Source organism: uncultured Sphingomonas sp. (genome assembly GCF_964244265.1).
GTDB lineage: Bacteria > Pseudomonadota > Alphaproteobacteria > Sphingomonadales > Sphingomonadaceae > Sphingomonas.
The window spans coordinates 1-13,881 of the sequence record NZ_CAXTHV010000027.1 but is presented as its reverse complement, the minus strand read 5'-3'; the positions used below and the strand labels follow the sequence as shown (position 1 = coordinate 13,881).

13 protein-coding genes are annotated in these 13,881 nt (G+C 67.9%); 9 read left to right on the top strand and 4 right to left on the bottom strand.

Features of this window, described 5'->3' with window-relative positions; all coding sequences use genetic code 11:
* Positions 1 to 43 precede the first annotated feature (43 nt).
* The 6 genes from ACFE7K_RS11705 (at position 44) to ACFE7K_RS11680 (ending at position 5,803) form a co-directional block, all read left to right on the top strand.
* Positions 44 to 2,557 (top strand): helicase-related protein, encoded by a 2,514-nt coding sequence (locus ACFE7K_RS11705; RefSeq protein ID WP_375398374.1) that lies wholly within the window; start codon positions 44 to 46, stop codon positions 2,555 to 2,557.
* On the top strand, positions 2,550 to 2,876 hold the full coding sequence (locus tag ACFE7K_RS11700; RefSeq protein WP_375398373.1) for a S4 domain-containing protein: 327 nt from the start codon (positions 2,550 to 2,552) through the stop codon (positions 2,874 to 2,876). Before ACFE7K_RS11705 ends, ACFE7K_RS11700 begins: the two co-directional genes overlap by 8 nt.
* Positions 2,877 to 2,918: 42 nt before the next feature.
* Entirely contained in the window at positions 2,919 to 3,260 is a 342-nt protein-coding gene (gene fdxA / locus ACFE7K_RS11695; protein WP_375398372.1) for a ferredoxin FdxA, read from the top strand.
* Between the two features lie 341 nt (positions 3,261 to 3,601).
* Positions 3,602 to 4,135: a CarD family transcriptional regulator gene (locus tag ACFE7K_RS11690; protein ID WP_375398371.1), complete on the top strand. Its 534-nt coding sequence runs from the start codon at positions 3,602 to 3,604 to the stop codon at positions 4,133 to 4,135.
* A 195-nt stretch (positions 4,136 to 4,330) separates the two neighbouring features.
* Positions 4,331 to 5,053, top strand: a complete 723-nt coding sequence (locus ACFE7K_RS11685; protein ID WP_375398370.1) for a head GIN domain-containing protein — start codon at positions 4,331 to 4,333, stop codon at positions 5,051 to 5,053.
* 39 nt (positions 5,054 to 5,092) lie between these two features.
* The gene (locus tag ACFE7K_RS11680; protein WP_375398369.1) at positions 5,093 to 5,803 is read left to right on the top strand and encodes a head GIN domain-containing protein; all 711 of its coding nucleotides are present in this window, start codon (positions 5,093 to 5,095) and stop codon (positions 5,801 to 5,803) included.
* Positions 5,804 to 5,806: 3 nt separating this feature from the next.
* On the opposite strand, the gene ACFE7K_RS11675 is transcribed toward ACFE7K_RS11680, so the two are convergent.
* Together ACFE7K_RS11675 and mgtE are read right to left on the bottom strand one after the other, a co-directional pair.
* Positions 5,807 to 6,211 (bottom strand): DUF1489 family protein, encoded by a 405-nt coding sequence (locus ACFE7K_RS11675; protein ID WP_375398368.1) that lies wholly within the window; start codon positions 6,209 to 6,211, stop codon positions 5,807 to 5,809.
* Positions 6,212 to 6,225: 14 nt separating this feature from the next.
* Positions 6,226 to 7,629 (bottom strand): magnesium transporter, encoded by a 1,404-nt coding sequence (mgtE, locus tag ACFE7K_RS11670; RefSeq protein ID WP_375398367.1) that lies wholly within the window; start codon positions 7,627 to 7,629, stop codon positions 6,226 to 6,228.
* Positions 7,630 to 7,806: 177 nt separating this feature from the next.
* Here mgtE and ACFE7K_RS11665 point away from each other — a divergent pair, with 177 nt between their 5' ends.
* Complete coding sequence (locus tag ACFE7K_RS11665) at positions 7,807 to 8,262, top strand: peptidylprolyl isomerase (protein ID WP_375398366.1); 456 nt, start codon at positions 7,807 to 7,809, stop codon at positions 8,260 to 8,262.
* A gap of 49 nt (positions 8,263 to 8,311) precedes the next feature.
* Here the strand turns inward: ACFE7K_RS11665 and ACFE7K_RS11660 are convergent, their stop codons facing one another.
* Entirely contained in the window at positions 8,312 to 9,196 is an 885-nt protein-coding gene (locus ACFE7K_RS11660) for a LysR substrate-binding domain-containing protein (protein WP_375398365.1), read from the bottom strand.
* Positions 9,197 to 9,497: 301 nt separating this feature from the next.
* Between ACFE7K_RS11660 and ACFE7K_RS11655 the strand changes: the two genes are divergently transcribed.
* Both ACFE7K_RS11655 and ACFE7K_RS11650 read left to right on the top strand, forming a co-directional pair.
* The gene (locus ACFE7K_RS11655) at positions 9,498 to 11,801 is read left to right on the top strand and encodes a CDC48 family AAA ATPase (protein ID WP_375398364.1); all 2,304 of its coding nucleotides are present in this window, start codon (positions 9,498 to 9,500) and stop codon (positions 11,799 to 11,801) included.
* A gap of 114 nt (positions 11,802 to 11,915) precedes the next feature.
* On the top strand, positions 11,916 to 12,530 hold the full coding sequence (locus ACFE7K_RS11650; RefSeq protein ID WP_375398363.1) for a class I SAM-dependent methyltransferase: 615 nt from the start codon (positions 11,916 to 11,918) through the stop codon (positions 12,528 to 12,530).
* 2 nt (positions 12,531 to 12,532) lie between these two features.
* Here the strand turns inward: ACFE7K_RS11650 and ACFE7K_RS11645 are convergent, their stop codons facing one another.
* On the bottom strand, positions 12,533 to 13,693 hold the full coding sequence (locus ACFE7K_RS11645; RefSeq protein ID WP_375398362.1) for a phosphatidylserine/phosphatidylglycerophosphate/cardiolipin synthase family protein: 1,161 nt from the start codon (positions 13,691 to 13,693) through the stop codon (positions 12,533 to 12,535).
* Positions 13,694 to 13,881: the final 188 nt, after the last annotated feature.

The window sequence follows — 13,881 nt, the reverse complement described above, 5'->3', positions numbered from 1 at the left end:
ATGCCTTGCGCTGGACGGGGTTGCGGTCGACATTGCGTGGGTAATGAACGCGCCCACCCCACGGCCGGTCACCGCGGTGCTGGGGCCGACCAATACCGGCAAGACCCATCTCGCGATCGAGCGCCTGTGCGGGCATTCCAGCGGCATGATCGGCTTTCCGCTGCGCCTGCTGGCGCGCGAGGTCTATGACCGGGTGGTCGCGATCAAGGGCCGGGAGCGCGTCGCGCTGATCACCGGCGAGGAAAAGATCGTGCCGCGCGATGCGCGCTGGTTCCTGTGCACCGCCGAATCGATGCCGTTGGACAAGGATCTGGCGTTCGTCGCGCTCGACGAGGCGCAACTCGGCGCCGATCCCGAACGCGGCCATGTCTTCACCGACCGGCTGCTGCGCGCGCGCGGGCGCGAGGAAACGATGCTGCTGGGATCGGCGGCGCTGAAGCCCATGGTCCGCGCGCTGGTGCCCGGCGCGGAGATCGTCCATCGCCCGCGTTTTTCGACGCTGAGCTATGCCGGGGCAAAGAAGATCAGCCGCCTGCCCCGGCGGACCGCGATCGTCGCGTTCAGCGCCGAGGAGGTCTATGCCGTGGCCGAGATGCTGCGCCGATTGCGCGGCGGGGCGGCGGTGGTGATGGGCGCGCTGTCCCCGCGCACCCGCAATGCCCAGGTGGCGATGTTCCAGGCTGGCGAGGTCGATTACCTGGTCGCCACGGACGCGATCGGCATGGGGCTGAACATGGATGTCGACCATGTCGCGTTCGCCTCGCTCGGCAAGTTCGACGGGCGCCGCCAGCGACGGCTGACCGTGGCCGAAATGGCGCAGATCGCCGGCCGCGCCGGGCGGCACCAGCGCGACGGAACGTTCGGTGCGCTGATCGAAGAGGGCCCAGGGGCGTTCACGCCCGAAGAAGTGAATGCGATCGAGCAGCATCATTTTCCGCGCCTGGAGTACCTTTACTGGCGCGATGGCGTCCCGGATCTCGATTCGATCGACGCGCTGGTCGCCAGTCTCGAACGGCCGCCCGACGACCGGGTGCTGCGCGCGGCACCGCCGGCGATCGACCTCGCGGTGCTGAAGCTCCTCGCCGAAGAGGCATGGGTGCGTGCCCGGGCCCGCGCGCCGGCGATGGTCGCGCGGTTGTGGGCGGCAGCGGCCCTGCCCGATTTCCGCAAGCTGGGCGCCGATCCGCACGCGCGGTTCGTGTCGCGCCTGTTCGGGCATTTGAGCGAAGGCGCCGGTCACGTCCCGCACGACTGGTTCGCGCAGGAGGTTGCGCGGCTGGACGACGTGCGCGGCGACGTCGAGACCATCGCCGGGCGGATCGCGGCGGTTCGCACCTGGTCGTATATCGCCAATCGCGCCGACTGGCTGGCCGATCCCGCGCATTGGGCGGCGCGCGCCGGCGCGGTCGAGGAACGGTTGTCCGACGCGCTCCACGCCTCGCTGATCCAGCGGTTCGTCGACAAAAGGACGACGATGCTGATGCGCCGGATCGGCAGCGACGCCGGCGCCCTGCCGGTGGTGATCGGGACCGAGGGCGAGGTGATGGTCGAGGATCATCCGATCGGCCGGCTGGACGGATTCCGTTTCACGGTCGCCGCGGATGCCCGCGCGGTCGACAAGCGCCTGCTGCTGGCGGCCGCGGAAAGGCAGCTGGGCGGCGAGCTCGCCCGGCGCGCCGAGGCGCTGGTGTCGGGTGGCGACGGCGAGTTCGCGACCGCCGCCGCGGACCGCCCGCCCGGCGCGCCGATCGCGATCACGTGGCGTGGCGAGCAAGTCGCGACGACCGCGCGCGGGACGGGCATGGCGGGGCACAAGGTCGTGCTCGACCGTGCGCTCGACGTGCTGGATGTGGCCGCGCGCAAGGCGGTGCGCGACCGGCTGGAGCAATGGCTGGCGGCCGAAATGGCGCGACACGTACCGGTCTTCGCCCGGCTGGAGGCGATCGCCCGCGACCCCCACGCCGGGGGTCCGGCACGCGCCATCGCCGCGGCATTGCTGGCCGCGGGCGGACTGCTGCCGCGCCGGGCCACGGGGGCCATGGTCGAGGCGCTGGATGCCGCCGGGCGCCGGCGATTGCGCACCGCCGGCGTCACCATCGGCACGCTCGACCTGTTCGTCCCGACGCTGCTCAAGCCCGCCGCCGCGCGTTGGCGGCGGTTGCTGCTGGGCCTGGCCGACGCGCCGCGCGATGGCGCCACAATATTGCCCCGCGACGCTCCGGGGGCGACGCTCGACCACGGCTTCCGCCCGTTCGGCGAGCAGGCGGTGCGTGTCGACATGGTCGAGCGGATCGTGCGCGTCGTGCATGACGCGCGGTCGCGGGCAACGGGGCATGGCCGCGCCCCGTTTGCGCCCGATCTGGCGTTGGCGACCTCGATCGGACTGGCCCCGGCGACGATCGCGCGGCTGATGGCGCAGATCGGATTTCGCGGGGCCAGACCCGACGCGGCGGGCCTCCCGCGCTGGACGTGGCAGGGCCTGACGCCGATCGCCGGGCCGACGCCTGCGCCACGCGACAACGCCTTTGCCGCGCTGGCGACGATGGTCGATGGCTGAGCGGCCAGGGGCGGCGGGCACCATGCGGCTCGACCTTTATTTGTGGTATGCCCGGGCCGCCCGGTCGCGCGCTGCAGCGCAGGCGATCGCCGGTTCGGGTCATCTGCGCCTCAACGGCCGGGCGATCGATCGTCCCGCCGCGCCGGTGCGGGTCGGCGACGTCCTGACCTTTGCCGGGCACGGATCGGTCCGGGTGCTGCGCGTCGTCGCGCTGCCCGGGCGGCGCGGACCGCCGGCCGAGGCGCGGCTGGCCTATGAGGAGCTGTCCGTGCCGAGCATGACCGATGCCGGCAAAATGCCGGTCATTGACGGAGCGTGACCACCGGCATAGCAAGCGCCGTTCGTCGCGTGGGAGCCCGAAATGACTTTTGTCGTCACCGATGCCTGCATCCGCTGCAAGTATATGGATTGCGTGGAAGTGTGCCCGGTCGATTGCTTCTACGAGGGCGAGAACATGCTGGTGATCAATCCCAGCGAGTGCATCGACTGCGGCGTCTGCGAGCCGGAATGCCCGGCCGAGGCGATCCTGCCCGATACCGACAGCGGGCTGGAACAGTGGCTGGAACTCAACAACACCTTTTCCGCGCAATGGCCCAACGTCACGCGCAAGGGCGACCAGACCCCCGCCGACGCCGACGAGCACAAGGGCGAAGAGGGCAAATACGGCAAGTTCTTTTCGCCGGAGCCCGGCCAGGGCGACTGAGCGCCGCCGCACGTCCCGATCCGCAACCGGCGCCGCCCGGAGTCTGATCCACGGTCGTGGAAGCGGTACCGGCCCGCTCCCCCCCGACCGCCCACAATGTATCCTGATTGGCGGTCGGGTGGGGGAGCGGGCCGGTACCGCTGATTCAGCTTTGCTGAGTCATACGCTAAATGCGACGCCGGGCTGGTAATTTTATTACGACTGTGTTAAACAGGTCCAGAACGGAGGCTGTATTCACGCCTTCGGTGGAGAGATACACGCACCATCCAGCCCCGAACCGCGGCGCCCGTGACGGCACCGTGCAATGCGGGCTTTCGGTACAACAGAAAGGTTGAAGTCAAATGGCTGCCAAGGCGCTGTCCTTCGACGTCGGCGATTATGTCGTTTACCCCAAGCACGGCGTCGGCCGTGTCGTCGAGCTGCTCAAGCAAGAAATTGCCGGGATGCAGCTCGAACTCTATGTCCTGCGGTTCGAGAAGGAGCGGATGACGCTTCGCGTGCCGACCAACAAGGCCGAAAGCGTCGGCATGCGTAAATTGTCGTCGGACAAGACGCTGCGCGAGGCGCTCGACACGCTGAAGGGCAAGCCCAAGGTCAAGCGCACGATGTGGTCGCGCCGCGCCCAGGAATATGAAGCGAAGATCAATTCGGGCGACCTGGTGTCGATCGCCGAAGTGGTCCGCGACCTGTTCCGTGCCGATGACCAGCCCGAGCAGAGCTATTCAGAACGGCAGATCTTCGAGGCGGCGGCGTCGCGTCTGGCCCGCGAGCTCGGCGCGATGGAGGAAACCGACGAGAAGGGCGCGCTCGAGAAGATCCTCGACATCCTGCGCAAGGCGGCGGTCCAGTGGAACAAGGACAAGGAGCCGGCCTGAGTGAGAGCCTGGTTGAAAACGCGCTGAGGGAGCAGGCCGGCACCGTATTGAACTCGCCTTTTCGCAAGTTTCAGACGGACTCCGAGCCCTCCCCGGTTCCCCCGGAATCAATCACGATGGGGCCGCGGCTCCGCCGTTTTTGCGTTTGCGTAACCGGCGACGTGTGTTATACTCACAATACACAGGGAGATCGCCATGCACCGCTTTGTCTTGACCACCTTGTTTATGCTCGCAGCAGCTTGCTCGGCCGGCGCCTCGAGCGGCACGCCGGTCGCGGCCAGCGGCGGCGGGGCGACGCGCGATTTCTCGGTCAGCGGGTTCAGCGCCGTCGTGCTTGGCGGGTCGGACGACGTCGACGTCCGCGTCGGCCCGGGCTATTCGGTGCGCGCCGAAGGCGACCCGAAGCTGCTCGACCAGCTCGACATCCGCAAGGACGGCGACACCCTGATGATCGGCCGCAAGCCGCAGACCGGGTTCGGCTGGGCCGCGGACAAGGGCGCGAGGATAGTCGTCACGCTGCCGCGCCTTGCCGCCGCCAGCACGGCGGGCTCCGGATCGCTGATGATCGACCGGGTTCAGGGCGATCGGTTCGATGCCCGGGCAAGCGGGTCGGGTGACCTGGCGGTCGCGTCGCTTGGCGTCAAGTCGCTGTCGGTCGACTTGGCCGGATCGGGCAAGGTGACGTTGGCGGGCAGTGCTGCGACCGGCAAGTTCTCCAGCGCCGGCTCGGGCGATGTCGCCGGCAAGGCGCTCAGGATGTCGTCCGTCACGATCAACATGGTGGGCTCCGGTACGATCGACGCCGTCGTCAACGGCCCGGCCGATGTCACGATGCTGGGGTCCGGCGACGTCCGGCTGACCGGTGGCGCGCGGTGCACGACCAGCAAGATCGGATCGGGCGAGGTGAGCTGCAGCTAGGGCTTGCACGCCGGTGGCGCGGGGTGCGACACAGCGGCGATGTCGCCTCGCCTGATGTTCGTCGCGCTGCTTGCGCTCGCCGCTCCCGCCGCCGCGGCGCAGCGTACCTTTACCATCACCAGCTTCGATCGCCTTCGCGTCGACGGCGCGTTTGACGTGAGGCTGGAGGTGGGCGCCCAGACGCGGGGCATCGTCGAGGGCGATGCCGATGCGCTCGATGCCGTCGATCTTGACGTGCAGGGCACCACGCTGATCATCCGGCGCAATCGCAACGGCGCGGCCGAGCGGGGCAGCGGCGGTCCGGCCACGCCGCTGGTGGTCCGGGTGGCCGCGCCGACGTTGCGCACCGCGACGGTGATCGGCGGGGGGAAGCTGGCCATATCGGGCATCGTGCGCGGCCAGCGCATCGACCTTCAGGTAACCGGACCGGGCAAGATCGACGCCCAGGCCGTGGATGCCGACGAACTGAACGTAACCGTGCTCGGTGCCGGCGAAGTGGCGGTCGGCGGAAGGGCGCGGCGCGCACGGCTGCTGACCAGCGGATCGGGGACGATCACCGCGACCGCGCTGACGACAAACGACCTGGCGGTCCGGCTCGACGGCCCCGGCGAGACGAGCGCGACCGCGCGCTATACCGCCAACCTGACCTCGACCGGGCTGGGGCGGATCACCGTCGCGGGCAGCCCGGCCTGCATCACCAACGCGGTCGCCGGCGGGCCGATCAGCTGCGGCAACGTCATCGCGCCCTGATCGTCAGAGAAGTGCCAGTTCGGCCAGCCGGCTGACCAAAGCGGGCGGAAGCGCGCCGACCCCGTCGCCGCCGTCGCCGAGATCGTCCGGCGCGTCCGCCTCCTCCAGATAGCGCCAGCCCTGATGCGCGCGCTTCGGTCGCGCCCGCACCAGGATCAGCGCGGGATCGATCCGGATCGCGACGCGGCCGCCCTCGGCCTCGCCGAAGCCGAGGATCGGCGAACGCGCCACGAGCTGATGCTTCAGGATCCAGAACAGCGATCCCCGGCCCGCGACCTCGGCATGGCGCTTGGGCAGATAGCGGGTCGTCAGGAACACCGGTCCGTCGGCGGCACGCGCCGTCAGCCGTTCGGCGAGGTGGTCGACGCTCGCCGCGCCGAACGCGACCTTGGTCAGATGAAGCGCCATGTCCCCGATATGGGTCAGGCGCCGAGTCCCCACAATGTCGCCAGACCGAGGAACGAGAAGAAGCCCATCACGTCGGTCATCATCGTCACGAACACCGCCGACGACACCGCCGGATCAATCCTGAATCGGTCGAGCGTGACCGGGATCACCACGCCCGACAGGCCGGCGATCAGGTTGTTGATGACCATCGCCATGGCAATCACGATCGACAGGTCGCGATTGGCGAACGCGATGAACGTACCCAGCCCGATCAGCACGCCCAGCGACGCGCCGTTGGCGGCCGCGATGCGCAATTCGCGCAGGATCATCCACCGCGTGTTGCTGTCGGTCAGCTGGTTGGTCGCGATTGCGCGCACCACCACCGCCAGCGTCTGGGTGCCGGCATTGCCGCCCATGCCCGAGACGATCGGCATCAGCACCGCGAGCAGCGCGAACCGCGCGATCTCGCCCTGGAACAGCCCGACCACCGACGCCGCCAGGATCGCGGTGCCCAAATTGACCACCAGCCAGGTCAGCCGCGTGCCCACCGTCAGCCGGATCGGCTCGTTGATGTCACCGTCGCCGGCGCCCGACAGCCGGAGGACGTCCTCGCCCGCTTCCTGCTGGATGATGTGGACGATATCGTCGACGGTGATCATGCCGACCAGCCGCCCGACGCCGTCAACCACCGCGGCCGAGATCAGCGCGTATTTCTGAAAGCGGAGCGCCACCTCCTCCTGATCCATGTCGACCGGGATCAGCGTCTGTTCGCGTTTCATCACGTCGCCGATCGCGACGCCGGTGGGCGTGCGCAAGACCCACGACAATTGGCACGTGCCGACCGGCTTGTGCCCGGGATCGACCACGAATATCTCCCAGAAGTCGGTGGTCAGCTCCTCATGGCCGCGCAGGTAATCGATCGCGTCGCCCACGGTCCAATGTTCCGGCACCGCGATCAGTTCGCGCTGCATCAGCCGGCCGGCGGATTCCTCGGGGTAGGACAGCGCCTCTTCGATCGCGGCGCGATCGTCGGGGTCGAGCGCGCGCAGGACCTCGCGCTGGTCCTCCGGTTCCATGTCCTCGATGATCGCGACGGCGTCGTCGGTATCGAGTTCGGACGCGATATCGGCGACCTCGTGCGGCTCGAGCGCATCGATCAGGTCCTCGCGGACGTAATCGTTCATCTCGGCAAAAACGTCGCCGTCGAGCAGATCGGGGATCGCCTTGGCCAGGCTGGCGCGGTCTTCCTGCGGGATCAGTTCGAACAGGTCTGCAATGTCGGCCGGATGCAGCGGTTCGACCAGCGCGTGCGCGGCGTCGGCGTCGCCCGCCTCGACCGCGTCAGTAACCGCGCGGACAAATTCGGGCTTGAGCCGGTCGTCCTCGTCAAGCTGCTGGGTGGTTTCGCCTTCCACCGGCGACAGATCGGTCTCGCTCATCGTCTGACCTCTCGGGCACGGTCACAGGCACGGTCACAGGCACGGTCACTGGCACGGTCACTGGCACGGGCGTGGTCGCGGCTTCCATGATCGCGGCCGATAGCCTTATTCTTCGGCGTTTGCCAGCGCCGCGCGCCGGGTTTAGGGCGGCGCCTTTCCCCGATACGGAGCTTTCCCATGCCCGACACCCCCGAGACGCTGACCCTGACGCTGGAGGGCGGCGACGTCGCCATCACGCTGCGGCCCGACCTAGCCCCCAAGCACGTCGAGCGCATCGCCGAACTGGCCAATGAGGGCTTTTACGACGGCGTCGTGTTCCATCGCGTGATCGCCGGCTTCATGGCGCAGGGCGGCGATCCGACCGGCACGGGATCCAGCGGGTCGAAAAAGCCCAATCTGCCCGCCGAATTCTCCAAGGAGCCGCATGTCCGCGGCGTCGCGTCGATGGCGCGCACCAACGATCCCAATTCGGCGAACAGCCAGTTCTTCATCGTGTTCGACGACGCCCGCTTCCTTGACGGCCAATATACCGTCTGGGGTCAGGTGACCGGCGGCATGGAACATGTCGACGCGCTGCCTGAGGGCGAGCCGCCCCGGTCGCCGGGCAAGATCCTGAAGGCGCGCGCCGCCTAGACCTTGTCCTTGCCGGCCCAGGTGCTCGCCGACGCGCGGATTAGCGTGGCTAATCCGCGGCGAGCACCTCCACCAGCCAGTCGTGGAACAGCTGGACCGGCCGCTGCTGCAGGGCGCGCGGGCGGCAGACGAACCAATAGCTGTACGGGCTCGGCACTTCGACATCGAACAGGCGGCTGAGGCGCGGATCCTGGGCCTCGTCGAAATGGCTGGCGTGCATGAAGGCGATGCCCAGTCCCTGTGCGGCGGCCTCCAGCATCAGCGCACCCGAATCGAAATGGTCGATTGCCGCCGGCTCGAGCTCGTCAACCCCGGCGGCGCGCCGCCACGCCATGAACGTGTCGGGCATGTCACGATGGATCAGCGCGGTCAGATTGGCCATTTGCCTGGGCCGGCGTACCGCATCAGGCCCCTCCGTCAGCGCGCGCGCACCGATCGCATAGACCGAGTTCCGGTCCAGCCGCCTGGCGTAGAGCGCGGGATCGACGTCGCGCGCAAGCGCGATCGCGGCGTCGAGGCTGTCCCCCACGCGCGCCATGTTATGTCCCGCGGTATCGATATCCAGATGGAGCAACGGATGCCGCCGCCGCAGGTCGGGCATGTGCGGAAACAGGCGCTGCGCCGCGAACAGGGGCGGCACGCCGAGCCGCAGTCGCAGCACCTCGGTGCCGCTGGTCATCGCCTCGACCGCATCGGAAAGCCGGTCGAGCGCCGGCGCGATCAGCGTGAGCAGGCGTTCGCCATCGGCGTTGAGGGCAACCGCCTGATGACGCCGCTCGAACAGCGGTTTGCCGATGAACCGCTCGATCGACTGGACCCGCCGGCTCAGCGCCGGCGCGGACAGCGCCAGTTCCTGCGCGGCGGCCTTGATCGACCCCGTGCGCGCAACCCCGACAAATGCCTCGATCGCCGTCAGCGGCGGCAGGCGACGCATGCTTGGCCCCCTTATTTTGCTCTGCGGCATAGCGTATCATTGCCGACAGCGATCCTGCCAGCGACGATTGCATCAAACGCATGCGGATTTTTTCATTTCGCACTTGCACAAAAAAAGTCCGCACCGCACATAGGTCGTGCCTTTCAGGCATCCTCTCCTAAAACTTTCCAGGCCGGGCCTTTTTGGTCCGGCCATTTTTTTACATGTCCGGCACTTGGCCTGTCCGATGGTCAACCCCTAGGATCGCGGGACCCGGGTCGCTATCTCACACGCTGTTGAACTTTCCAGCCGGGTGGATCTGATGGCCGACAGCGACGATGCTCCTCCCCGCAAGCTGCAGGTCGCCAATGCCCGCCCAGAAGACAGCGGGCGCGGGCTGGCGCATGTGCCTCGGGCGTTGTTGGCGGCGCTGGGGATCGGCGAGGGTGACGTGATCGAGATCGTCGGTAAGACCAATACGCCGGCCCGCGCGGTCGCGCCCTATCCCGAGGATGAGGGGCTCAGCCTGATCCGTATCGACGGGCTCCAGCGGGCCAATGCGGGGGTCGGTTCGGGCGATTTCGTCGATGTCCGCAAGGCAGACGTCAAGCCGGCGGCCCGCGTCGTCTTTGCGCCGGCGCAACAGAATCTACGCCTTCAGGGATCGACCGCGGCGCTCAAGCGCACTTTCTTGGGGCGGCCCCTGTGCCAGGGCGACGTCGTTGCCACCGCCGGCCAGCAGCGTGTCGATCCAGAAGGCATGCCGCCCAGCGTCGCGCAATATCTGCGCGCACCGGCCTATGCGCTTCAGGAAATCCGGCTGGCGGTGATCGCGACGATGCCCAAGGGCGTCGTCCTGATCGACCAGAATACCGAGATCGAGCTGCGCGCCGAATATGAGGAGGCCAAGGACGCGCGCCGCGCCGACGTCACTTATGACGATATCGGCGGCATGGCCGACACGATCGACCAGTTGCGCGAGATGGTCGAACTCCCCTTGCGTTATCCCGAGCTGTTCCAGCGGCTGGGGGTCGAGCCGCCCAAGGGCGTGCTGCTCCACGGGCCGCCCGGTACCGGCAAGACCCGGCTGGCGCGCGCGGTAGCGAACGAGAGCGACGCGCAATTCTTCCTGATCAACGGGCCGGAGATCATGGGTTCGGCCTATGGCGAATCGGAAAAGCGGTTGCGCGAGGTATTCGACGAGGCCGCCAAGAACGCGCCGTCGATCGTGTTCATCGACGAGATCGATTCGATCGCGCCCAAGCGCGGCCAGGTGTCGGGCGAGGCCGAGAAGCGGCTGGTCGCGCAATTGCTGACGCTGATGGACGGGCTGGAGGCGCGCGCCAATCTGGTGGTGATCGCCGCCACCAACCGCCCCGAGGCGCTTGACGAGGCGCTCAGGCGCCCCGGCCGGTTCGATCGCGAGATCGTCGTCGGCGTGCCCGACGAGCGCGGCCGGCGCGAGATCCTGGGCATCCATACCAGGGGCATGCCGCTTGGCGACCGGGTCGACCTCGACGAACTGGCGCGCACGACCTATGGCTTTGTCGGTGCCGACCTTGCCGCGCTGGCCCGCGAAGCGGCGATCGAGGCGGTGCGCAAGATCATGCCCCGGCTCAACCTGGAGGAGCGGACGATTCCGCCCGAGGTGCTCGACACGCTGGCGGTGACGCGCGAGGACTTCCTCGACGCCCTGAAGCGCGTCCAGCCATCGGCGATGCGCGAAGTGATGGTCGAGGCGCCGCGCGTGCGCTGGGAGGATGTCGGCGGGCTGGACGACGCGCAGATGCGGCTGAAGGAGGGCGTCGAGCTGCCGCTCAAGGACCCCGACGCGTTTCGCCGCATCGGCATTCGGCCGGCCAAGGGTTTCCTGCTCTACGGACCGCCCGGCACCGGCAAGACGCTGCTGGCCAAGGCGGTGGCGCGCGAGGCCCAAGCCAATTTCATCGCCACCAAATCGTCCGACCTGCTGAGCAAATGGTATGGCGAAAGCGAGCAGCAGATCGCCAAGCTGTTCGCCCGCGCCCGGCAGGTCGCGCCGTGCGTGATCTTCATCGACGAGCTCGATTCGCTGGTCCCGGCGCGCGGCGGCGGGATGGGCGAGCCCCAGGTCACCGAGCGCGTGGTCAACACCATCCTGGCCGAGATGGACGGGCTGGAGGAACTGCAGTCGGTGGTCGTGATCGGCGCGACCAACCGCCCGAACCTGATCGATCCGGCGTTGCTGCGTCCCGGCCGGTTCGACGAGCTGATCTATGTCGGCGTGCCGGATCGTGCGGGCCGGCGGCGGATCCTGGCGATCCAGTCGCAGCGGATGCCGTTGGCGGCGGATGTCGATCTCGACGTCGTCGCCGGGCGCACCGACCGCTATACCGGCGCCGATCTCGAGGATCTCGTGCGCCGCGCCGGCCTGATCGCGCTGCGCCGGAGCATGGACGTGAAAGAGGTGACAATGGCCGATTTCACCGCGGCGACCGGCGAATCGCGTGCCAGCGTGACGTCGGACATGGAGCGCAGCTATGAACAGATGGCGGCGACCCTCAAGCAGGATGCGGCGTCGCTCCAGCCGATCGGCTTCGTTGCTCCCGGCCAGCTCCACCCGCATGGACCCAAGGGTATCGAGTGAGGCGGCGCAGTCCGGCTTGTCCGTCGGAGGCAACGCCGCGCTTGATCGGACGTTACGGCTTTGCGACAGCAACATGACGATCAAGCGCCGCCCGCGCCCTGCCCAAGGAGCAACATGACCGATTCCCGTATTGCCCTTTCCAGCGCGTCGTCGCGCGACCGCCGGACGGCGTCGCCCTGGGCGATGTTCCTGGCCGGCTTTCTCAAGCACCCGGTGATGGTGGGATCGGTCATTCCGTCGTCGCGCCGGCTGATCGATCGCATGCTGGCGCCGATCGACTGGTCTGCGACGAGGCTGTTCGTCGAATATGGGCCCGGCGTCGGCACGTTCAGCCAGGCGATCCTCGACCGGCTTCCCGCCGACGGCACCTATGTCGCGATCGATACGAACCCGGATTTCGTTCGCTATCTGCGGCAGACGTTCGCCGACAGGCGGCTGGTCGCGGTCAAGGGCTCGGCGGCGGATGTCGAGGAGATCATCGCCGGCCACGGTTTTGCTTCCGCCGATTACGTGTTGTCGGGGCTGCCCTTCTCCACGCTGCCGCCCGGCGTCGGCGCGGCGATCGCGGCGGCGACCCATCGCGCGGTGCGCCCCGGCGGCGCCTTCCTCGCCTATCAGTTCACGCCGCGCGTCCGCGATTTCCTGGCCGCCCATTTCGTACGGATCGACCATGCGATGGAATGGTGGAACGTGCCCCCCGCCCAGCTCTATTGGGGCTGGAAGGACTGATCTCAAGGTTTCGGAGGACGGCCGCCGAAGTTCAGCCGGCGCGTCACGTTATAGTCCAGGACGGTCATCACGAAGAACGCCGCGGCCTGCTTCACCCGCGTCCACGCACTGGTCCGCGATCGATAGAGGTCGCGCGTGATCCGTTCGGCATTGGCGATCTCGCCGTCGATATAGGCGCGGACATGTTCGGCGAATGCGGTGTCGTCGACGCGCAGCATGATCTCCATGTTCAGGAACAGGCTGCGAATGTCGTAATTGGCCGAACCGATATAGACGACGTCGTCGATCAGGAAGAGCTTGGTGTGCAGCTTGGTCGGCTGGTATTCGTAGATTTCGACACCCTTGCGCAGCAGGCCGGCATAGGTGAAGCGCGACGCCCAGATCGCCGCTCCATGGTCGTTCTTGGACGCCAGCACGAGGCGCGCCCGGCCTTCCTCGCCGACCCGGTCGAGCCGCGTCAGCATTGCCGGGTTGGGGGCGAAATAGGCACTGATCAGGTCGACCCGCATGGCTTTCTTGAGATCCTGCCTGACCGCGCGCGCCCATGGCGACAGCCGGCGCGAGGGACCGCCGAGCAGCCATCGCATGTTGCCGTCCGAGCCGCTCCATCGATCGAGCAGCCGGTTGAGCCGGCGCAACGGCGGCGACACCTCGCGCGCCCATTCCGCCAGCGCATCGAAATAGCCGACCAGGCCGCCGGCGTCGGGTCCCTCGATCAGCAACCCCAGGTCGCGCCATGCCTGTTCGTCCTCGGTCCCGAAATAGCTGTCCTGGATATTGAAGCCGCCGATCAGCACGATCCGCTCGTCGGCCAGCGCCAGCTTCTGGTGATTGCGCAGCAGGTAGCGCCGGCCCCAGCGCGGCACGAACCGGCATACCTCCACCCCCGCCGCCTTCAGCGAATCGAAGAAGCGGTGGTTGGCGGCATGCTCGCTGCCCATGCCGTCGACGATCAGATAGACCGAGACCCCGCGTCCCGCCGCGTCGATCAGCGCCTGGCGGACGCGCTTGCCGGCATCGTCGTCGACATAGATGTAGTAGATGATGCGCAGGCTGGCGCGGGCATTGACGATCAGGTCGATCAGCGTTGCCAGCCGCTCCGGCCCCTCGGTGATCAGCCGCAGGGTGTTGCCATCGACGGTGAAGCTGGGCTGGTCGGCCATCGCGTTCGCAGATGACCGCGAACCTCGCGCTCGGCAAGCCGGCACCGAGGCGGGGCCGCGTTTTCTTGACTTCGCGTCGTTACCTGCCTAACCCGCCGCCTCTTCATCTATCGTTGTTGCGAAGGAAAGCCGTCCATGGCGCGCGTCACTGTCGAGGATTGCGTCGACAAGGTTTCCAACCGGTTCGA